Annotated in this window: 13 protein-coding genes; 3 read left to right on the forward strand and 10 right to left on the reverse strand. The window is 60.4% G+C overall.

Annotation, left to right across the window (positions count from 1 at the left end; all coding sequences use genetic code 11):
- Nucleotides 1-25: 25 nt before the first annotated feature.
- From CWM54_RS19805 to bcsR, 9 genes are all read right to left on the reverse strand, one after another.
- Nucleotides 26-1,528 (reverse strand): M16 family metallopeptidase, encoded by a 1,503-nt coding sequence (locus CWM54_RS19805; protein ID WP_061153028.1) that lies wholly within the window; start codon nt 1,526-1,528, stop codon nt 26-28.
- A 219-nt stretch (nt 1,529-1,747) separates the two neighbouring features.
- Entirely contained in the window at nt 1,748-3,034 is a 1,287-nt protein-coding gene (locus CWM54_RS19810; RefSeq protein ID WP_061153027.1) for a dicarboxylate/amino acid:cation symporter, read from the reverse strand.
- Nucleotides 3,035-3,190: 156 nt separating this feature from the next.
- Nucleotides 3,191-5,197, reverse strand: a complete 2,007-nt coding sequence (gene hmsP / locus CWM54_RS19820) for a biofilm formation regulator HmsP (RefSeq protein WP_206053090.1) — start codon at nt 5,195-5,197, stop codon at nt 3,191-3,193.
- Nucleotides 5,198-5,440: 243 nt separating this feature from the next.
- Nucleotides 5,441-8,920, reverse strand: a complete 3,480-nt coding sequence (gene bcsC, locus CWM54_RS19825; protein WP_100680940.1) for a cellulose synthase complex outer membrane protein BcsC — start codon at nt 8,918-8,920, stop codon at nt 5,441-5,443.
- Nucleotides 8,902-10,011: a cellulose synthase complex periplasmic endoglucanase BcsZ gene (bcsZ, locus tag CWM54_RS19830; protein WP_061153024.1), complete on the reverse strand. Its 1,110-nt coding sequence runs from the start codon at nt 10,009-10,011 to the stop codon at nt 8,902-8,904. Before bcsZ ends, bcsC begins: the two co-directional genes overlap by 19 nt.
- 3 nt (nt 10,012-10,014) lie before the next feature.
- The gene (bcsB, locus tag CWM54_RS19835) at nt 10,015-12,360 is read right to left on the reverse strand and encodes a cellulose biosynthesis cyclic di-GMP-binding regulatory protein BcsB (RefSeq protein ID WP_100698330.1); all 2,346 of its coding nucleotides are present in this window, start codon (nt 12,358-12,360) and stop codon (nt 10,015-10,017) included.
- A 10-nt stretch (nt 12,361-12,370) separates the two neighbouring features.
- A complete protein-coding gene (gene bcsA / locus CWM54_RS19840; protein WP_012540356.1) occupies nt 12,371-14,989 on the reverse strand; it encodes a UDP-forming cellulose synthase catalytic subunit in 2,619 nt (872 codons plus the stop codon).
- A complete protein-coding gene (gene bcsQ / locus CWM54_RS19845) occupies nt 14,986-15,717 on the reverse strand; it encodes a cellulose biosynthesis protein BcsQ (protein ID WP_061153021.1) in 732 nt (243 codons plus the stop codon). Before bcsQ ends, bcsA begins: the two co-directional genes overlap by 4 nt.
- Nucleotides 15,718-15,728: 11 nt before the next feature.
- On the reverse strand, nt 15,729-15,917 hold the full coding sequence (gene bcsR, locus CWM54_RS19850) for a cellulose biosynthesis protein BcsR (RefSeq protein ID WP_002921513.1): 189 nt from the start codon (nt 15,915-15,917) through the stop codon (nt 15,729-15,731).
- A gap of 168 nt (nt 15,918-16,085) precedes the next feature.
- On the opposite strand from bcsR, the gene bcsE reads away from it, so the two are divergent.
- From bcsE to bcsG, 3 genes are read left to right on the forward strand one after another with little or no spacing between them, the layout of a single operon-like run.
- Entirely contained in the window at nt 16,086-17,639 is a 1,554-nt protein-coding gene (gene bcsE / locus CWM54_RS19855) for a cellulose biosynthesis protein BcsE (protein WP_100698218.1), read from the forward strand.
- Nucleotides 17,639-17,836 (forward strand): cellulose biosynthesis protein BcsF, encoded by a 198-nt coding sequence (bcsF, locus tag CWM54_RS19860; RefSeq protein ID WP_100698220.1) that lies wholly within the window; start codon nt 17,639-17,641, stop codon nt 17,834-17,836. Before bcsE ends, bcsF begins: the two co-directional genes overlap by 1 nt.
- Nucleotides 17,833-19,512 (forward strand): cellulose biosynthesis protein BcsG, encoded by a 1,680-nt coding sequence (gene bcsG, locus CWM54_RS19865; RefSeq protein WP_100698222.1) that lies wholly within the window; start codon nt 17,833-17,835, stop codon nt 19,510-19,512. The genes bcsF and bcsG overlap by 4 nt, the downstream gene beginning before the upstream one ends.
- Before the next feature lie 106 nt (nt 19,513-19,618).
- Here the strand turns inward: bcsG and CWM54_RS19870 are convergent, their stop codons facing one another.
- Nucleotides 19,619-20,620: a glycosyl hydrolase family 8 gene (locus CWM54_RS19870; RefSeq protein WP_061153018.1), complete on the reverse strand. Its 1,002-nt coding sequence runs from the start codon at nt 20,618-20,620 to the stop codon at nt 19,619-19,621.
- Nucleotides 20,621-20,624 lie beyond the last annotated feature (4 nt).

Here is a 20,624-nt window from a genome sequence, read left to right on the forward strand (position 1 = left end):
GCTGGCGCGCCGGAGAGGCGTTAGGTTACTGCCCTGGCGGGATATCGCTGGCCTCGCTGTGAGCGTCAACCGTATCAGCGCTACCGCTGACCGCCGCGGCCGCCGGATTCGGCGCCATCAGTTTTTCCCACGTAGCCTGCAGTTCCTTCATGTTATATTCCGGTTCGCCTTTCGGCTGCTGCAGCACCAGCGCCATATCCTGAGACAGCTGCTGACGCAGGTACTGGTTCAGCATGTCGACCGTCAGGGAGTTGAGGAACTCCTGGCGCAGCTTCTGGTACTGCTCCGGCGCGATATCCACTACCTGATTCTGCAGAGAGCGCATGCGCTGGCTCATCAGAATGTCGGTGTCCGTGCGCGCATAGGTGGCAAACAGCTTCTGCAGCTCAAGGCTTTTCTGGGCGATAAGCGCGTCAAACTCCTCCTGCGGCAGGCCGTTGTCCCGCACTTTCGCCAGCTCGCGCGAGACCACGCTCAGGTTGTTGTTCAGACGCTCGCCCGGCGATTCGATGTTGATGGCGCACTGCGCGCGCTGATAGAGCACCCGGCAGTCAAAGCCAAGACCAATATCCTTCACGTTATTTTTGCTCAGGCTCTGCTGCACATGCCAGAACAGCGCTTCGCGGGCGAGGTCGTCGCGCCAGTAGCGCTGCAGCGCCGCGGAATCACGGATTGGCTGCCAGGGCGCATCCCACATGATGGACAGTTTGTCCTGCCGCACCGCGCTGGTCATGATGCTGACCGGCACGGTAGGCAGTGGTGATAAGGTCGGCACCGCCGCGGGTGTTTCCCGCTTGCCCTTCAGATCGCCGAAGGTTTTACTGATTTGCTCGGCGACGCTGCGGCTGTCGACGTTACCGACCACAATCAGCGTCATGGCGTCGGGGGTGTACCATTTATGATAAAAGTCTTTCAGGTGCGCCACGTCAATCGGCTGCTTCAGCGGCGCTGCGGGATCATGGCCCAGCATAGTGGACCCTTTCAGGCGGTAGCGCCACCAGCCCTCTTTGGTATCCAGCGGCCAGGTCGCCACCATGTCGCTGCCCTGCAGCGCATGATTGATCGATTCAGGCGTAATGGTCAGCTTACCGCTGGCGTCCGCCAGCCAGCTCAGCGCCTCTTTCAGCAAATCGTTGCGGTTATTGGGCAGACTGAGATTAAACATCGTGTAATCGTAAGAGACGATGGCCGGCGGCAGAGGACGCTTCGGGTCAATACTCTGCTGCCATAAAGAGCGCGCCTGCATCGTTGGCAGGCTACCGCTTTGCGTCAACGCCAGGCGGGGAATAAAGCGGCTGAAACCGCTCTGCTGAGTGCTTTCGCTCAGCGAGCCAATATTCACGGACAGACGGACTTCAATACGGTCGCTGGGACGCTGCGGCGTGGCCAGCACCTGCCACGTCAAACCATTCGCTAAGGTCCCTTGTTGCCAGGCCGGATCAGGCTGGAGCGCTTCTGCCTGCACATAACCGGCCGCCGCTACCATCAGCAAACCGCCCGTTAAGAGTTTAATTGTTGTGCCCTGCATGTGAACCCCTGATGAACATTCCTGGTTACAACAGCACCCCACTGACGGGCTGCCGAAAAAAGTGAGAGTGAAATACGTCGGTTAGACCACACGGAGACGAAAATGTCGCATGACAACGCAAAATAATCATTTCGTGTCATTTCCGCCGGGCGGAAATGACCTCTAATTATGCGCAGGAGCCCGTACTCCAGCAAGGGAGTACGGGCCTAAGAGGAGGATTTAAGAGGATAATTCGTGCGATTTGTTCGCTGGAACACGGTTATTCAGAACATCATCCATCTGTTTGGCATCCAGTTCTTTGACCCATTTGGCCACCACCACCGTAGCGACGCCGTTACCCACCAGGTTGGTCAGCGCACGGGCTTCGGACATAAAGCGGTCGATACCGAGGATCAGCGCCAGGCCGGCCACCGGTAAATGCCCGACGGCGGAGATGGTCGCCGCCAGCACGATGAAGCCGCTGCCGGTCACCCCTGCCGCCCCTTTCGAGGAGAGCAGCAGCACCACCAGCAAGGTGATCTGGTGGAAAATATCCATATGGCTGTTGGTCGCCTGGGCAATAAAGACCGCGGCCATCGTCAGATAGATAGAGGTGCCATCGAGGTTGAATGAATAGCCGGTCGGGATCACCAGGCCCACCACCGATTTGCGGCAGCCCAGCTTCTCCATTTTGTCGAGCATTCTCGGCAGCGCCGATTCTGACGAGGAGGTCCCCAGCACAATCAGCAGCTCCTCACGGATATAGCGGATAAATTTGAAGATGCTAAAGCCGGTGGCCCGGGCGATGCTGCCCAGCACGACGACCACAAACAGGATACAGGTGATATAGAAGCAGATAATCAGCTGCCCCAGCTGCACCAGGGTGCCGACGCCATATTTACCAATGGTAAAGGCCATGGCCCCGAAGGCACCGATCGGCGCCAGGCGCATGATCATATTGATGATGCCGAAGATGACCTGCGAGAAGCTTTCAATGACGTTGAAAATCAGCTGACCTTTGCTGCCCAGACGGTGCAGGGCAAAACCAAACAGGACAGCGAACAGCAGAACCTGCAGAATGTTGCCGCTGGCGAAGGCGCCGATGACGCTGCCCGGGATCACATCCAGTAAAAAGGCCACCACCCCCTGGTCTTTCGCCTGCTCAGCGTACATCGCCACCGCTTTCGCATCGAGCGTCGACGGGTCAACGTTCATGCCGGCGCCCGGCTGCACCACGTTGACAATAATCAGACCGATAATCAGCGCGATAGTGCTGACCACTTCGAAATAGAGCAGCGCCACCGCACCGGTACGGCCGACGGCTTTCATACTCTCCATCCCGGCGATCCCCGTCACGACGGTACAGAAGATAACCGGAGCAATCACCATTTTAATCAGCTTAACGAAGGCGTCGCCGAGGGGTTTCATTTGCGCGCCCAGTTCCGGGTAAAAATGGCCCAGCAGAATACCGATCGCTATGGCCGTCAGAACCTGGACATAGAGGCTTTTAAAGATAGAGGTTTTCATAGGGTGTCCTTTGGGAATAACCACAGAGCAAGAAGGGATATTTGACGTCTGTGGCTTAAAAATAACACCCTGGAAACATTTCAGAAATAACTAACGCCGAAAGTGCAACGCAATTGTTAAAATCTTTGAGCTGACTCGCACAAGTCAACAAAATATTTACAAATTTGCATCCTCCTGGACCGGAGATAAATAGCGCGCGCTGAATGCCTCCTGCGGCAAAGCGCAACCGAACAGATGGCCCTGGAGCACCTCGACGCCAGCGGTTTGCAACCAGCGGTACTGGGCGTCGCTCTCCACTCCTTCCGCCACGATACGCAGCGACAGGCCGCGCGCAAGCTGGATCATCGCCGGCACCATGCTGACATCCTCCGGCAGCATATCGATGAATACCTTATCGATTTTCAGAATATCCACCGGCAGGGCCTTCATCTGCTGCAGCTGGTGCAACCCGGCATAACCCATGCCAAAGTCATCCAGCGCAATCTGCACCCCGGCCTCGCGCAGCGGTCGCAACCGCGCCATCACATCCTGCGGATCGTCCATCCGACAGCTCTCCGTCACCTCGAGGATGAGGGTGCCCGGGGCAATGCGGTAGCGGGCGATCAGCTTCAGCATCTCCTCACCACGATCGTGTTCCAGCAGCTGGAGCAGGGAAACATTGACCGACAGCGGCAGCATAATCCCCTGGCTTTGCCAGGCCGCCAGCTGGCGGCAGGCCTCTTCCATCACCCAGTAGCCGACCGGGATAATCAGCCCGCAGGACTCAATACGCTCAATCAGCGACGGCGGTAGCGACCAGCTGCCATCCGCCTGCCGCTGGCGCAGCAGCACCTCGGCGCCGCAGATCTCGCCGCTGGCGCAGGCCACCTGCGGTTGCAGCCAGATAGCGAACTGCTGGTTGTCGAGGGCGGTCATAATGTCGTGCTCTTCCATCAGACGGCGCTGAGCCTTTTCCATCTGCTCGGGATCGAAGAACTCAATCTGGTTTTTGCCTTTACGTCGTGCGGTGACGGCAGCCGACACCGCGCGCCGGTAAAACTGTTCGGCACTGAGCCCGGCGTGGAACATGGCGATCCCGACGCTGGCGTAGGGGCGCAGCTGCAGCCCATGCAGCGGCAAACGCTCATTAATAATAGTGAGCACTTGCTTACTTAACGTCACCGCCTGCCACGGTTCAGCAAGGCCATCGGCGAGAATCGCGAAGTCATACCCGCTCACCTGAGCCAGCACCATTTGCGGCGGAATGGCGGCTCGCAGCTTCTCCACCAGCGTCAGGAGCAGCATTTCGCGCTGGCTCTCCTTGAGGACGCCGGCGGCGTCCTGCAGGGTTTCGCAGGCGACGACGATCAGCGCGGCGCTCTGCGGGCGGGCCACCGTCTGCTCCAGCATCGCCAGCAGAAAGGCTTTATTCGGCAGCTCGGAGACCGGGAAGCGGGTCGACTGGATGGACAGCTCATCATGCTGGCGCACCAGGCTCTGCTGGTTGCGGTTATAGCTGCGCACCAGCATGCCGATCTCGTCGTCGTGATGCAGGCGCGGGAGCGTTAGCTGATGGCCGAGACGCTCCTGCTGAGAGAGATCGTTCAGCTCACGGGCGATACGCCGCAACGGGCGCACCATCAGCCGGTTGATACACCAGGTCAGCGCCACCGTCAGCATTAGCACCAAAAGTAAGTAAGCCGTCACTAACGTAGCAAGGGCGCTCATGACAAACTTATACATGCGATAGGAGTCGGCCTGCAGCACCAGATAGGCCAGCGGCTGCGGGTTGGCTGGCCGCTCCAGTGAATAAATAGGTAACGAAATCTGCACCGGCAGCTCAAACAGCCGGGTGACGGTCACCGGCACCGGCCGCTCGGGGATAAATCGCATCCGCAGCGCCTGGAACTGGTTCGGCAATACCACATCCGCCCGGCTGACGATGCCAGCAGGCTGGATACGGCTCAAAATGGCTTCCGCTTCCGGAATATCGGCTTTCAGAATAGCCGCAGATAACGGTTCGCGAACGGATCGCGCGATACTTTCTAACTGCGTGGCCGTGGTAAAGCGACTCTGTTGCACAAAGTGAAACAGCAAAATAGTGCAAAAAACCAATACAAATGCCATGGACACGCTCGCGACCATCGCCATCTGTTTGATTGTAAGTGAACGGCTGACGCGCAACGGTGTTCTCCACTGATACTGAATGCATACCCGGCATCAATCCTTCAATCCCGGTCGTTTCAGGCTGATTATATACTTAAATCCTTCGCCCACGCCCGCGAGGGATGAAGTGGCGGGATATTTCCGCGCGCTAGCGCAGACGCCGGGAAAGCCTCCCCGGCGGCCGGCGGTGGGCAATGACACACGAGTATACGCGAAGCGCGCCGTGGAGTGGCGCTCTGTGACGTAATTCAGCCTATTCTGCTACCAGTCGGCGTAGGGCACCAGCGGCTGGGGCGGCATATCCAGATCCCCCTGCCAACCGGCCGCCGAGTAGCGGACGTAAAGCAGCGCATGGCTCGGGGTGTAATCCTTCGCCTGCTGAATATCGACCGCGGCGCCGACGAACCAGTTGCTGGTCACCCGCCGCTCCACCAGCGCTCTGGCGGTGTAACCAAATCCCTGGCTGCTGCTTCCCTGCTCCGTCAGCTCGCTGGCGCGCTGGCGGTAGTCGGACGGGATCAGGTTCAGCAGCGGATAACGGGCTTGCGTCTGGGTGCGCGAATGGGACCATGACACCGACCCGCCGAGCTCCCAGGACCAGTTCTCGGTACGCTGACGCCAGGTCACCGGCACGGCGAATGAGAGATATTCCTGCGGGCTGTAGTAGCCGCCCTGGCCGAGGGTGTAGCCGCTGAGATCTTTGTCGTAGTGCCAGATCATATTGTTGAGGCCGACGGTGACGCGACGATTATTCTCGTTGATGACCTTGTAGTAGTACCCGGTCATCCAGCGCACGCGCCAGTTATCCGCCACGTTTTTACCGGTCAGCGAGTCGGCCCCCAGTGAGGACCAGATACCGTGCGCTTCGCCCCGGTCATAGCTGAGGCTCAGGCCGCCGCCGTCGGCGCGGACGCCGCCCCAGGTGGTGCCGGTATGGCTGCTGCTGTCTTTCTGCCCGCCAAAGGAGAGCAGCGAGCTGGAGATGGGGCGCCGGTGGACGTTGACCGTGTACCCCACCGGCCCGACATCGCTGCTGTAGCTCAGCCCCCCCACCACATCGACGACATTGAAGCCCATCGGCGTGGTGCCGATATCGCCGCTCCAGGTGTCATTCTTCCAGCCGACCGCCACGCTGGCCCCGCTGTCGGTCTGGTTTTTACTGCCGCTGGTACAGGCGATCTCCCCGCAGGTACCCCAGCTGGGCGAGTAGCTCCCGTCGCTGTGGGTGGAAAAGCTGCCGGCATCCATATTGACCAGATCGGTGCGGAAGAACATCCGGCCATCCGCCAGCGGAGCATCCACCTGCAGCATGGTGGTATGCGCCTTCAGGTCGGAATAGCCGCCGGTGCCGCTGGAACCCCAGAAGTCGTGTTCCAGGGTGACGTTCAAATCCTGCTGGCGATAAAGGTCGGCGGCATCGCTGCGGATCCCGCGCTTCAGCCAGTCATCCCGGCTGTCGTTGCGCGTCAGCCGCGTAAAGGTATCGTTGTCCTGCGGCTGCGCGGGGGTGATCCCGGAGGCCACCATCGCCTCCCGGTAGTGCGTCAGCGCCTGCTGCGGCGCCCCGGTCTGGGTGGCAAAGCGCGCGGCATCGCGCAGCACCAGCGCACTCTCCATAGAGGGCGGCTGCGCCTTCGCCTGCGGCACAATCTGGTTAAAAATCTGTTGGGCATCAGCGGTATCGCCAAGGCCGGCTCGCGCCAGGGCGACCCGACGCTGCATATTCATGGATTCGGTCTCTGCGCCTTTCAGCTGCATGACCTGCGCCCGGGCGGCCTGTTTATCGCCCTCGGCCAGGTAGACTTCCGCAAGGCCAAGGCGCGCATCGCCGTTATCGGCCTCCTGGCGCAGCACCCGCTGATAGTCGGCAATCGCCGTCTGGCTATCGCCGCGCTGCTGCGCCCAGTCGGCCAGCGTCAGGTCATAGCGCACCGAGGCGGGCTGCTGTTGGATAAGGGCGATCGCCTGCGCTTCGTCACCGCTGTCGCGCAGCTGGTTGGCCTGGCGCAGCACCCGGTCGCTTTGCAGACGCGCCTCAAGTTCACGAATGTTATCCGTCCACGCGCTGCGCGGCAGAGCGGCGATTTGCGCCAGGGCCAGATCGTCCTGGTCGTTCCCCGACAGGTAGAGCCCCGAGGCGTAGACCCGTTCAGCATCCTGCGGCTGGCGGTTGACCATCGCCCGCATCAGTGCGTCGGCCTCCTGGCGCTCACCGGCGCTAACCAGATCGCGCGCCAGACGGTAGGTTATCCACACGCTGTCCGGATCCAGCGCCAGGCGCCGACGCTGAACTTCCGCCGCCTGCGCCCAGTTGCCCTGGCTTTCCAGGGCCTGCGCCTGTTTCTCCAGCCGGTCGTTGGTCAGGCTGCGCTCAATATCATCGATGCTCCGCCGCTGAGCGGGAGGGAGGCCGGCGATCCAGGCGCTGGCTTTCTCCGGCGATTCGGCGCGATAGAGGTTGGCCAGGCCGCGCACCGCCAGGTTATTGCCGCGATCCAGGCGCAACGCCTGCTGGTAATAGCGCTCCGCCGCCGCCGCCTCTTTGCGCGCCGCCGCAACGTCCCCCAGCCCCAGCACGGCATAGCTGTCGGTCCGATCGACCCGCTGCGCCTGGGCATAATAGTTCTGCGCCTGCGAAAGCTGGCCGGCCTTCAGGGCGTTATCCCCCTGCTTGATCAGTAGCCAGTAACGGTTGGTTTGCAGCAGGCTGTCCCATTTGCCGCGGTTCGGGCTGTCGGGGTCCATGGCAATCGCTTTATTGAGCTGCGACACAGCTCGCGCGCGGTCACCGCGCTGAGAATAGGCCTGGCCGAGGGCACCCACCGCATCGCTGTCGCGGCTGTCGGCCTGAACGGCTTTCTGCAGATCCGCGACCGCCTGCGAGGCATTCCCGGACTTGACCGCCGCCAGCCCTTCCGAGCGGGCGCGGAAGGTCGGATCCTGCAGCTGCGCCTGCTGCTGGTCGAGCAGAACGCGGGCGTTGGCCGCCACCGAGCCGGTGGGGAACTGCAGGAGAAATTGCTGCAACGCCTGCACGCTGGCCTTGCTCACCGGCATGCTTTTCACCTCACTGAACCACATATCGGCGGCGATACCACGCCCTGAGGCCGAGCGGGCCATCTCCGCCAGATAGGCGAACCCTTCCTGCGGTTTGTTATCGGCAAACATCTGCTTCGCCAGCGAAGTCAGCAGGCTGACGTTGCCCGGCGTGCTGGCGTTCAGTTTTTTCAACTGGCTGACGCCTTCGCTATGGCGGGCCGGCAGGCGCGCCACCAGCGTCCAGTATTCAATGGCGACGTCAACGTCATCCGGCACGCCGCCGTACAGTTTTTCATAGGCGGCGATGGCTTCATCGACCTTCCCGGCCACGCCCAGCAGTCGCGCCTGCTGCAGCGCCTGCCGGCCCTCGCCGGTGTTGCTTTTCATCTCATTGCGCGATGCTTTCAGTTCCGGAGAGTCCGGCGCCAGCTTCGTTAGTCGTTCCAGCTCTTTTTGCGCCCCGGCGGCATCCCCCTGACGCAGCAGGTAGCGCATCCGCGCGGCAATCAGGTCCGGGTTGTTGGGGTCAATCAGCTCCAGGCGGTACAGCGACTGGCGCACCAGGTCTTCACGGTGGCTGGCCTCGCCGAGGCGCACCTGCTCCAGCAGATGTTCCTGGGCAGGCGTCGTCGCCGCCTGCGCTAACGGCAGCAGCGCAACGCCGAGGGACAGCGTGAGTAAACTTAGTGAGAGCTTGCGCATTCCTGGTTCCAGTCAGGTTGTAATTCGCCACCCGCAGTGAAACGAAAACGGTGTTGATCCCACCCCTGGCCGAACAGCGTCAGGACCGCGCTATAGTAGGCATCCGCGCCGGGATAGTTATCGGCGACGCGCTGGCGTTGCACCGACCGGGCCTCGTCGTCCTGTAAAAATGGTAGCATCACCGCGGAGAAGCCCACGGGTCCCTGGCCGCTGGTCTTGCCGGTGGCAATATTCACTTTCTCCGGGGGCACCCCCTGCTCCGTGGTCTGCGCCGCCATCGGCGCAAAGCGTTGCAGCAGGCGCGCTTTCTGCTTATCGCCTTCATGGAGCATGCCCACCCACAGGTAGACGCGAATCGCGTCATAGCTACCGATCAGCGGTTTCTCGGTTTTCAGCTGCCAGCCTTTCCCTTTCTCATAGCGCACCCAGTCCGGGGTAAAGCCTTTCGGCGCGGTTTCCAGCAGCAGGCGCAGGTTACTGTCGCGCAGGGCAGGCCACGGCGCGCCAAAACGCACAAAGTAGGTGGCCAGCTGCGGCGGAAGATAGCTGGGGTTAAACCGCCAGCCGCTGTCATCGGCAAAACCGACTTTTCCCGGCAGCAGCATCGTGCCAAGGCCCGGCACCGCCACTGTCTCTTCATCGACAATCCGCGCCAGCAGCGCTTTTCCGGTCTCGGTATACTGCGGCTGCTGCCACAGGCGGCCCGCCTCCAGCAGCGCCCAGGCTATCCACAGATCCGAGTCGGATGCCGAGTTGCTGTCCAGCAGGGTCCACTGCTTGTCGTCCTTTTTCCCCCACAGCCAGCCCGGCAGATGTTGTCGCAAGTCACCTTCCGCCAGGTTGTTCTGCGTCCAGGTCAGCAGTTTGTCGAACCCTGCGCGATCGTTGGCTGCCAGGGCGAAGAACAGGCCATAGCTCTGTCCTTCTGAGGTGGAGATTTTGCGCGCATCGCTGGGGTCAATCACCCGACCCTCAGGGCTGACGTACGCTTTTTTAAACTGCTCCCAGGCGGGCCACTGGCAGGCGGCGCCCACCGGGGCCGCCGCCAGCAGCAGCGCGGAGAGCACCGCGCCACAAAGTACTTTCATCATGATTTATTCATCATCCAGGCTAAGACGGCGGCGGCTGATGATGCGCAGCATGCGCCACAGCACCCACGCCAGCAGCACGATACTGATGGCAGCGAAGATCGCCAGCAGGATCGGGTGGTTAGAGAGCGCGAACCAGATACGCTCGAACCAGGGCAGATGGCCGACATAGTAAACGTCGCCCACTCGCAGGCTGTTGACGCCGGACTCACGGATCACTGCCACCGACCCAAACATTGCTGCCCGCTTACCGCTGTCGTTGAGGGCGTTGGTCAGCAGTTCATTACCGCGCGGGCTGTCGGCCAGCAAGGCCACCACGCTGCGCTGATCGTTATACGGCGACTGGAAGCCAATCACCGCCGCCATCGGTCCGGTGGAGGTAATGTCGGTACGCGTGTTGGGCGTGCGGGCCTCATCGTCGGGATAAATGCTCGCCAGGTCATAGTGGCGCATCGGCATTTTCACCCAGCTTTTGGTCGCCTCAACCAGCAGGTTGATTTTGGTGTCGTCCTTGAGGGCCGATGGGATCGCGCCGATCAGCAGCAGATCTGCGTCTTTATCCTTGATCTGGGTGCCATCGTCGGTCATCTGCAGATTAATCGCCGCCAGACCGGTCTGCGAACCAATGCCGCCCAGCGCCTGCAGCAGCGTCGCCACCTGACCCTGGGTCGGCGCCTTCGGCACCACCACCAGCGTGTCGGCGAGATCCGCCATACGGCTATATGGGAAGCCCGCGTTGGCGAAGACGCGCAGGTCCGGCAGGGCGATAAAGTGATAATACTTTGAGAAGTCGATGGTCGAATCGTCACCGATCACCACATGGTTCTGCACCGGCTGGAAGGTAATACAGTTGTCGATGGAGCCGCCCGGCATCGGGTTCATGTACTGGAAGTCAAAGCGCAGCTGGTTGACCGCCCCGAGACGCAGCGCGGGGATGGTGACCTCTGATTTGCCGTCCAGCAGCCCCTGCAGCACCGGCAGACGCAGGATCAGTTTATTCACGTCCTGAGCACTGTTGAGGCTGAATGACTGCAGGAACTGGTCGTTGAGGCTGATATCCATCCGCGAGCTGTCCTTCACCGGTGGCATGGTGTAGCGATATTTCAGATCCATATCGATGCCGTTGGCCCGCAGCAAATAGAGATCCGGCGGCAGGTGAAGCGCCACGGTGATGGCATCCGGCACCAGACCGCTGGACTGCAGCTGTTGCTCATAGGTTTTCAGCTCAGCAAAGGTGACCGAACGGTCGGTGCGCACCCAGTTCGGCGCGTCGTAAGGCTGACGCGGCTGCAGGGTTTTGATGCCGTCCACGGTGACGCTGCTGCCGCGGAATAAAATATTGCCCTGGGCAATCCCCTTCGCCGCCAGCAGCAGGTCGTTATCATCGCGGCCGAAAATCACCAGCAGCTTGACGTAAGGATCGTTCGGGTTGTCGATCATTTCGATGGTCGGCGCCTTGACCGGCGGATGATCGCGCAGGAAGTCCGGGCGCTTGTCGTTAGTGGCGAACACAATGGCGTTACGATCCGGCAGTTCGTTGAAATAGACCGGGAACTGCTGGCCGCGCCAGCCGGCCTTGCTGCCGAACCAGGAGGCGACAATCGCCGCCGCCTGCTGCTGAGCGACCGCCGGCGAGGCCGGGAAAATCATCGGTAGCGTCAGCGGGCGGTTATCGCGCGGATCGTAGAACGGCACCGGGAAGTGCGACAGATCGTTACGCACCTTCAGCGACTGATAGGTGAGATCCAGATAGCTTTCGCGCCCGACGTCCAGCCACAGCGTACTGCTGGCCGGGTTTTCACAGACATCGCGGTAGTGGCCGACAAACTCCAGCCGTACGCGGTTGAAGTCGGTGATGTATAGCGGGTCAATCGGCAACTGCGCGCGGATCTTTTTCCCCAGTTGCTCTTTAGTCACGGGCAGGACGCCCATCAGCTCATCGTTGAGATAGACTTTCAGCTGCGACTGCACGGGCAGCAGCGAGGGCGATGGGGTGTATTCCAGATTGAGCAGCGCGTTGGCGACCAGCTCATCGCTGCGCATGCCGAATTCGACCGATGCGTCAGGCCGTGAGCCGCGCAGCACGATGCTGCCGGGCGGCGGCGCGATGGTGGCAAAGGTTAGCTTCACCTCCCGCTGCGGGACGTTCTCGGCCACTACCGCCGGAGCGGTCGGTTCGGCGAGGGTCGCCGTCGGCTCGCCCACCACGATCGGCGCACCCGGGGTCGCTACCTGCGGCTGAACGCCAGGGGCGGCGTTCGCCACGGCGGCCGGCGCCGCATAAGAGGCCAGCGGATACCAGCTGCACATGCCCACCGCTACTGCACACATCCAGGAAAGTTTTCTTTTCATCGCATTATCATCATTGTTGAGCCATTGCCGGGTCTGCGGAGAGCGTCGGCGCGGCGCGTTCAGGGCGTCGGGGTACAAACGACACTATCCAGGCCACCAGCGAAGTGAGCGCGCGGAAAACCACCTTCACCGACGGCGGTGAAAACTCCGCCAGGTGACGATAGCCACGGAAGCCCAGCTTGAGGATATCCAGCAGGCTTTCCATCGGCTTGTCTTCCGGGAAGCTATCCTGCCAAAGCGCCCACGTATCAGCGCGGGCAAACGTACACTGCACAAAATCGATATGCTGTTGGTTGGTCAACGGCAACAGCTGGAGTCCCACTTCGCTGCCGTTGACCCGCGCGACTCTTACCGGGAAGGCATACTCCTGCTGTCCCCGTTTGAGCAGCAGCCTGGCGTTCTGGCCTTCCAGCACCTGCGCGTCGCCGTGAATTTTGATCCCCAGCCCGCCGTCGGAATAGTCGTGCACCGTGCAGGAGAACAGATGGCCATCTTCGCGGGCAATGGCCGCCGGCATGCTCATTTCGACACGATGCGAACGGCGGACCTGTTTGCTTTCGACCGAGACCGCCACCGCACCGCCAAGAATAATCAGGTTGTAGAACACCCAGACAATACTCACCCAGACGGTGAGGATTTCGTTTTCCGGGCCGTACATAAATCGCCAGATCCCCACCGCGACGCCGACCAGATTGAGCAGTACGAGGTAGATATAGGGCCGGGAGATCACCCAGTCGACATACTCTTCTTCCACCAGCCCGCCCTTCGCGGTGACGTTGAATTTGCCTTTATGCGGGTTAATGAGCGCGACAAAGGTGGGTGGCGCGATATACCAGGCCAGCACCGTCTCGTAGATTTCACTCCAGAACGAATGGCGGTATTTGCCCTGAATCTTCGAGTTGGTCAGGCTGGCGTGGATCATGTGCGGCAACACGAACAGCGCGATCATCAGCGCGGGCGCATAAATGATATAGGCATGGAGCAGCAAAAAGGCCAGCGGCGCCGTGAGGAAAATGAGGCGCGGAATACCGGAGAGGAAGTGGAGCATGGCGTTGGCGTAGCAGACGCGCTGCGCCAGCTTCAGGCCTTTGCCAAACAGCGGGTTATCGAGCCGGAAAATCTGCACCATTCCGCGCGCCCAGCGGATGCGCTGGCCGATATGCGCGGATAAACTCTCCGTCGCCAGCCCCGCCGCCTGCGGGATCCGCATATAGGCTGAGGTGTGTCCCCGCCGGTGCAGACGCAGGGAGGTATGGGCATCTTCGGTTACCGTTTCGACGGCTATCCCGCCAATCTCATCCAGCGGGCCGCGACGGATAACGGCGCAGGAGCCGCAGAAGAAGGTGGCGTCCCACATGTCGTTCCCGTCCTGCACCAGGCCGTAGAACAGCGTCCCTTCGTTCGGCGTTTTGCGAAAGCGGCCAAGGTTGCGCTCAAAGGGATCGGGCGAGAAGAAGTGGTGCGGGGTCTGCATCATCGCCAGCTCTTTCTCTTTCAGGAACCAGCCCATGGTCATCTGCAGAAACGAGCGCGTCGGCACGTGGTCGCAGTCAAAGATCGAGACGAACTCCCCTTTGGCGTATTTCAGCGCATTGTTGATGTTGCCGGCCTTGGCGTGCTCGTGGCTGGTACGGGCGATATAGTGCACCCCGACATCTTTGGCAAACTGGCGAAACGCTTCCCGTCCGCCATCGTCGAGGATCCAGATGTTCAGCTTATCCTTCGGCCAGTCGATGCCCTGCGAGGCGTAAATGGTGTTTTTCACCACGTTGAGATCTTCGTTGTAGGTAGGGACGAAGATGTCCACGGTTGGCCACAGATCCATATCCTCCGGCAGCGGCACCGGCTGGCGGTTCAGCGGCCAGACCACCTGGAAGTAGCCCAGCACCAGCACCACCCAGGCGTAGGTCTCTGCGAACAGCAGAATGATCCCGCACACCAGGCTTACCGGGTCGTTCCAGTTCAGCGTCGAGGTATAGCGCCACCAGATATAGCGGCACGACACCGTCAGCGACAGCACGATAAGCATCAGCGCCGAGAAACGCCCCGGGATGCGGCGCACCAGCAGCGCCACGCCCCACAGCAGCATCAGGAAGATAAACTGCGACAGCGGGTTAAAGGGCTGCGTAATACACATTAGCGCCAGCACCAGCGAGCAGAAGGTCACCCCCCCAAGGATCGCCCGGCGCAGCTTCGGATTAAGGTGCGCCAGCTCTTTCTGTTTATCCAGATGGCCGGTGCGGGCGTTCACCTGTTCAGGCAGTTTCTCCAGCCATTGCGTATAGCGACCGTGCACCCCTTCCAGGGCCGCCAGCGAGCGCCAGTTGACCTTTTTTTCCGGCTCCGGCACGCGCGTCGCCAGCAGCCACAGGGATTGCAATAGATAGCGCAGCGGGTCCAGCGGACGCGGGCGATGCGGATTAATATGGGGAAAATAGGTTTCATGGTGGGCCAGAATCGCCTGCCAGCGCGGCGTCTCCAGCGGCATCAGCGCCCAGACCAGCGACGCCCACAGACAGCCAAGCGACGCCGACAGCCAGGAGGCCCCGTGCTGCCGATAGTCATCATAGCGCGCGCGCAGCCGTTCCCCTACCGGCGGAGCCAGCAGCAGCGTGCTAAGGCGGATCATCCCGCCCTCCCGCCGGTATAGTGGATCAGGCACCAGTTCGCCAGGGTCAGCACCTCTTCCGCCGCCAGAGAGTCCTGGCGATACTCGCCGAGAGGTTGTTTCGCCGCCAGGCACTCAGCCATCGCCTCGTCGCGGTGAATCGTCACCGGCAGGATGCGCGGCTGGCTCTCGAGCCACAGTTGATAGAGATCTTCCTGCAGTTGGCTGCCGACCCGCAGGTCGTTAATCAGAATGTCGCTGTTGGCCGGAAGGGGCTGCTGGTGTAGACGGATATGGCTATTGGCGTCGGGATGGACCACCACCAGCGTGCGATCGCACAGCGTCAGCAGCTCGCGGGTCAACGGCGAATAGCCGCTCGGCAGATCCAGCAGTAGCCAGCGGTACTGGCTCTGCAGCTGCTGCACAGCCTCCGCCATCGCCCCCAGCGCGGGCTGCAGCTGGTCAGCATTTTCTCTTTCGCCGGCGCTGAGCTGGCCAAACGGCAGCAGATCGATATGTTGCGTATAGCGCAGACCCGCGTCGCGCCAGTCCCGACCGTCGAGCAGCGCCCGCGCCCAGCCGTCCTGATGATGGACGTCGGTATTGAAAAAAAAGCGCAGCATATTATCCGGGCTGGCGTCGATCGCCAGCACCGTTTCACCGAGCAATTGCAGCGCCCAGGCGAGTGCAGCCGTAATGGACGTGACGCCAGTCCCCCCGCGCACGCCCTGTAATCCCAGAATAGCCATCTCCGGCTTCCTTATTTTTTCTCTGCAAACTCTGCCAGTAGCGGCCAGCGCTTCAGCGCCGCATTCAGCTGCTCGCGCCGGGAAATATCATGATAATCAATATCCGGCAGGGAAAATGCCCGGCTTAGCGCCAGAAAATCATTTTGAAAGGTGTACCCCAGCGTGGCGTCCGTGGGTACTGCAGGATCTTTTGCTGGCATATCTCTGTCCGTTCGAAATTTATTATTAAACCAGAGGACGAATACAGCGCATCCTTAAAAGCAGGTGTACATGCTAAAACTGATGACCTTTAATTTCAATGTTAGGTTTACTCTGCCGGTTTCGCTAGTAAACTTATCCAGTGTCAATCAGGGCGCACGAGGGATGCCGTGGATAGTGTATTTACTTTGGGTATTTCATCATTATGGGATGAAGTGTGCCATATGCCGGTCGGTGGGGTATGGTGGCTCAATGTTGACCGTTATGCCGATGCCGTCAGTCTGTTTAATCAGACGCTGGCCGCGCAGGCGAAAAACAGCAAGATCGCCGCGCTGGTAATGGGAGACAAACCTAATAATATCATTTCATTAGATAATGAAGGTGGCCCGGATAATATCGCGCTATTCACCCTGCCGAATCGTCCGGAAGCACTGGAAGAAATACATCGTGATTTAGTCTGCTCCCTCGAACCTGGCAATTACTTGTTTATTCTGCTATGCGCTGAAAATACCTGGCAAAATATAAATAAGGATAAGCTATGCGCCTGGGTGGAAAAGACCAGCCGCTGGGCGCAATATCACCATTGCGCTTTCTTAGCGATCAATTCCGCCCAGGATATCGATCGGCAGCTCACCCCATTATTACGCGAGTACCGTTCCCTTTCCGGCCTGGCAAGTATTCGTTACCAGGGTGACCGACATCTCTTTGATATTGCCTGGTGGGGAAGCGAGAAAGGCATCAGCGCCCAGCAGCAGCTGATGGTGCAACGCGATGATGCCGGCTGGCGGCTGGCGCAGGAGGCTGAAACCAGCGTTCAGCCACGTAGCGATGAGAAGGTGATCCTCAGCAATATGCGCGTGCTGGAAGGCGCCCCGCCGCTGTCGGAATACTGGAGACTGTTTGATACTAACGACGATGTCTTCAACGCCGGGCGCACCGCACAAGCGGCCACGTTACTCTTTTCCATTACCCAGAATACGCAAATTGAACAGCTGGGACGCTATATTCATACCCTGCGTCGTCAGCGCGGTACGGCGCTGAAAATTATTGTCCGTGAACAAACGCCCAGCCTGCGCGCGACCGATGAACGCCTGCTGCTCAGCAGCGGCGCCAGTCTGGTGATCCCCAGCAGCGCGTCGCTCTCCCGCTGCCTGACGCTGATCGAAAGCGTGCAGAACCAAAAATTCTCCCGCCATATTCCGGAGGATTTCGCCACGCTGTTGACCTGGAGCCAGCCGTTAAAGCTGCGCGGCTACCAGAAGTGGGATGCCTTCTGCGAAGCAGTACAGAACGTGATGGCCAATACCCTGCTGCCCGCCGACAGCAAAGGCGTGATGGTGGCCCTGCGCCCGGCGCCAGGGTTACGCGTTGAGCAGGCGCTAACGTTATGCAAACCCAACCGGATGGGCGATATCATGACTATCGGCAATAACCGGCTGGTGCTGTTTTTGTCGTTTTGCCGGATCAATGACCTCGATACCGCACTAAACCACATTTTCCCGCTGCCGACCGGCGATATTTTTTCTAACCGCATGGTGTGGTTTGAAGACAAGCAGATCCTCTCGGAAATCGTGATCATGCGCGGCGTCGAGCCCGCGCACTGGAACACGCCGCTGCCCTTGTCGATAGATAAAAACGAAACCATCAACGCCACCCACGATGGACGCCACTGGCGACGCTACCCCGAACCACACCGGTTAACCACCCGTGAGGAACAAGCCTGATGATGTCTATCGCCGATATTCTGCAACTGGTGGTGCTCTGCGCCCTGCTGTTTTTTCCGCTGGGCTACCTGACGCGCCACTACCAGCGCCATATTCGCACGACGTTAAGATTGATGTTCTTTAAACCCCGTTACGTGAAACCGGCGGGCGTATTACGCCGGGGAACCACGGTTAAGCAAGGCAAAGCGAACAAATGACAAACACTAAACCGACCGCGACACCGCTTCCGCTCTGGCAGTACTGGCGCGGACTTGGCGGCTGGAACTTCTACTTTCTGGTCAAGTTTGCCCTGCTGTGGGCCGGGTATCTCAATTTCCACCCGATGTTGAATCTGGTGTTTCTCGCCTTTCTGCTGGTGCCGATCCCGCGCGAAAAACTGCACCGTATCCGCCACTGGATCGCTATTCCGCTCGGCTTCGCGCTGTTCTGGCACGATACCTGGCTGCCCGGTCCGGAGACGCTTTTTAGTCAGGGCTCGCAAATCGCCGGCTTCAGCGCCAGCTATGTCTGGGATCTGATCGTCCGCTTTATCAACTGGAGCATGGTCGGCGCCTTCTTTGTTTTACTGGTGCTGTGGCTATTTATCAGCCAGTGGCTGCGCGTCACTGTGTTTGTCTCCGCGATCATCGTCTGGCTGGCGGTCAGCCCGCTGCTGCCGGCCTTTACCCTGTGGCCCGCCGGTCAGCCGACCACGGCCGCCGCCACGACCGCGCCGGCCAATACCGGGGCCAACGCCGCCGCTGGCGCCGCGACCAGCCCCGCCAGCAGCGATATTCCGCCGCAGACTGAGCCGCCGACATCGGCCAATCTCACCAACTGGCTGAACGGTTTCTATGCCGCCGAGCAGAAGCGCAAGACACCGTTCCCGGACCAGCTGCCGGCGGATGCGCAGCCGTTTGACCTGCTGGTGATCAATATCTGCTCGCTCTCCTGGTCGGATATTGAAGCCGCCGGGCTGATGGATCATCCGCTGTGGAAGCATTTCGATATTGTCTTCAAGAACTTTAACTCCGCGACCTCCTACAGCGGCCCGGCGGCGGTACGCCTGCTGCGCGCCAGCTGCGGTCAGTTGTCGCATACCAACCTGTATCAGCCGTCCGGCGCCGATTGCTACCTGTTTGAAAATCTGGCGAAACTCGGCTTTAACCAGCAGCTGATGCTCGGCCATAACGGTCTGTTCGGCGACTTCCTGAAAGAGCTGCGTTCGCTGGGCGGTATGCAGAGCCCCCTGATGGACCAGACCGGATTGCCGGTCAGCCTGCAGGCGTTTGACGGCTCGCCGGTGTATGAGGATCTGGCGGTCCTCAACCGCTGGCTGAAGACCGAAGAGGCCAGCGGCAATCCGCGGAGCGCCACCTTCTTTAACACCCTGCCGCTGCATGACGGCAACCACTTCCCGGGGCAAAGCAAAACCGCAGACTACAAAGTGCGGGCGCAGAAGCTGTTTGATGACCTGGATAACTTCTTCACCGAGCTCGAGAAATCGGGTCGGAAAGTGATGGTGGTGGTGGTGCCGGAACACGGTGGCGCGCTGAAGGGCGATAAGATGCAGGTCTCTGGCCTGCGGGATATCCCGAGCCCGTCGATCACGAACGTCCCGACGGCGGTGAAATTCTTCGGCATGAAGGCGCCGCATGAAGGGGCGCCGATTATCATCGATCAGCCCAGCAGTTACCTGGCGGTGTCGGAGCTGGTGGTGCGCGCCCTCGACGGCAAAATGTTCAGCGAGGACAGCGTCAACTGGCAGCAGTATGTCGCGAACCTGCCGCAGAGCGCGGCGGTATCCGAAAACGCCAACGCCATCGTCATCCAGTATCAGGGCAAGCCTTATGTCCAGCTGAATGGCGGTAGCTGGGTGCCTTATCCGCAATAAGTGAAAAGGCCGCCATGTTGGCGGCCTTACATCGTCAGACGTTCCCATTCTCCCTTCCCCACCCGCATGCATACGGGCGGGGAAGGCGGCAAATCAATCACCGTCTCTAACGCTGATCCTGTTTCGCCAGCCAGACCAACAGCTTGAGGCTGGCAGAGTAATAATCGTCCTTGTCGTCAATCTGCGGCGCCTCCTGCGGTTCACCCAGCGTCAGATCGCGCACTGCCAGCAGGCCACCAGCCATATACCAGGGGGCCACCTCGTTGGTGCTGACATTGATCCACGCCGGAGTTTGCAGACGCGGGTAACTCTGCATCCAGGCCTTCCACGGCGCGAGCAAAGCGCTTTGCGGATCGGCCCACGAGAGATACAGCGGGATACGAATCGCATCGAAACTCATCCGCGGCGGCCACTCTTTGGCTGGCAGCATCTTGCCATCCGCCCGCAGCGCCACCCAGTCGCTGGGCAGGTGTGATTTCCCCCAGCCCATCTGCCCCAGCAGTGCCTGTCCGTCGGTCTGCAATGTCCGCCAGGCGGTCAGATGCGTCCGCTCCGCGAAGGCGCGCCAGGCCGGGAAGATGAAATAGGAGGGATTAAGGTTCAGATGGTCGTTGAGATTGAACCCTTTCACGCCCGGGAGCATCACCTGGCGACCGGCGAAAGTCACCACCGTGTACTTCAACAGGGAGGCGGTGATGGCGTCCGAGGCAATCGCGTAGCGCTTATCCTGCCACTGCTTTTGCGCGCGCAGCAGCGCCCAGGCGATCAGGGTATCGCCATCGGTGGCGTTGTTTTTATCGGCGATAGGGTCCGGCGCCACCGGGTTATAGCGCCAGTAAAACAGCCCGTTAGACTTATCGCGTAGGGTGCTGTCCGTCCACTGCCACAGCTTGTCGAACGCCGGGCGATCGTTATTCGCCACCGCCAGGAGCATGGCAAAGCCCTGACCTTCCGTATGCGACACATTGCCATTGGCGGTATCAATGATACGGCCGTCCGGCATCATAAAACGGGCCTTATAGCGCTCCCAGGCCGTATCCGCCCACGCCCGGGGCACCAGCATCACTGCCGTTGTCACTATCACCGCCACTAAAGCACGCAGGGGCATAAAT

This window comes from Klebsiella sp. D-Nf1 (assembly GCF_002810515.1).
GTDB classification, from domain to species: Bacteria; Pseudomonadota; Gammaproteobacteria; order Enterobacterales; family Enterobacteriaceae; genus Klebsiella; species Klebsiella variicola.

Coding starts and splice junctions, on each gene's coding strand:
- bcsB (WP_100698330.1), bottom strand. CDS start 12,360: ATGAAAAGAAAACTTTCCTGGATGTGTGCAGTAGCGGTGGGCATGTGC.
- bcsC (WP_100680940.1), bottom strand. CDS start 8,920: ATGCGCAAGCTCTCACTAAGTTTACTCACGCTGTCCCTCGGCGTTGCG.
- bcsQ (WP_061153021.1), bottom strand. CDS start 15,717: ATGGCTATTCTGGGATTACAGGGCGTGCGCGGGGGGACTGGCGTCACG.
- bcsF (WP_100698220.1), top strand. CDS start 17,639: ATGATGTCTATCGCCGATATTCTGCAACTGGTGGTGCTCTGCGCCCTG.
- CWM54_RS19810 (WP_061153027.1), bottom strand. CDS start 3,034: ATGAAAACCTCTATCTTTAAAAGCCTCTATGTCCAGGTTCTGACGGCC.
- bcsG (WP_100698222.1), top strand. CDS start 17,833: ATGACAAACACTAAACCGACCGCGACACCGCTTCCGCTCTGGCAGTAC.
- bcsZ (WP_061153024.1), bottom strand. CDS start 10,011: ATGATGAAAGTACTTTGTGGCGCGGTGCTCTCCGCGCTGCTGCTGGCG.
- bcsA (WP_012540356.1), bottom strand. CDS start 14,989: ATGATCCGCCTTAGCACGCTGCTGCTGGCTCCGCCGGTAGGGGAACGG.
- CWM54_RS19870 (WP_061153018.1), bottom strand. CDS start 20,620: ATGCCCCTGCGTGCTTTAGTGGCGGTGATAGTGACAACGGCAGTGATG.
- bcsR (WP_002921513.1), bottom strand. CDS start 15,917: ATGCCAGCAAAAGATCCTGCAGTACCCACGGACGCCACGCTGGGGTAC.
- CWM54_RS19805 (WP_061153028.1), bottom strand. CDS start 1,528: ATGCAGGGCACAACAATTAAACTCTTAACGGGCGGTTTGCTGATGGTA.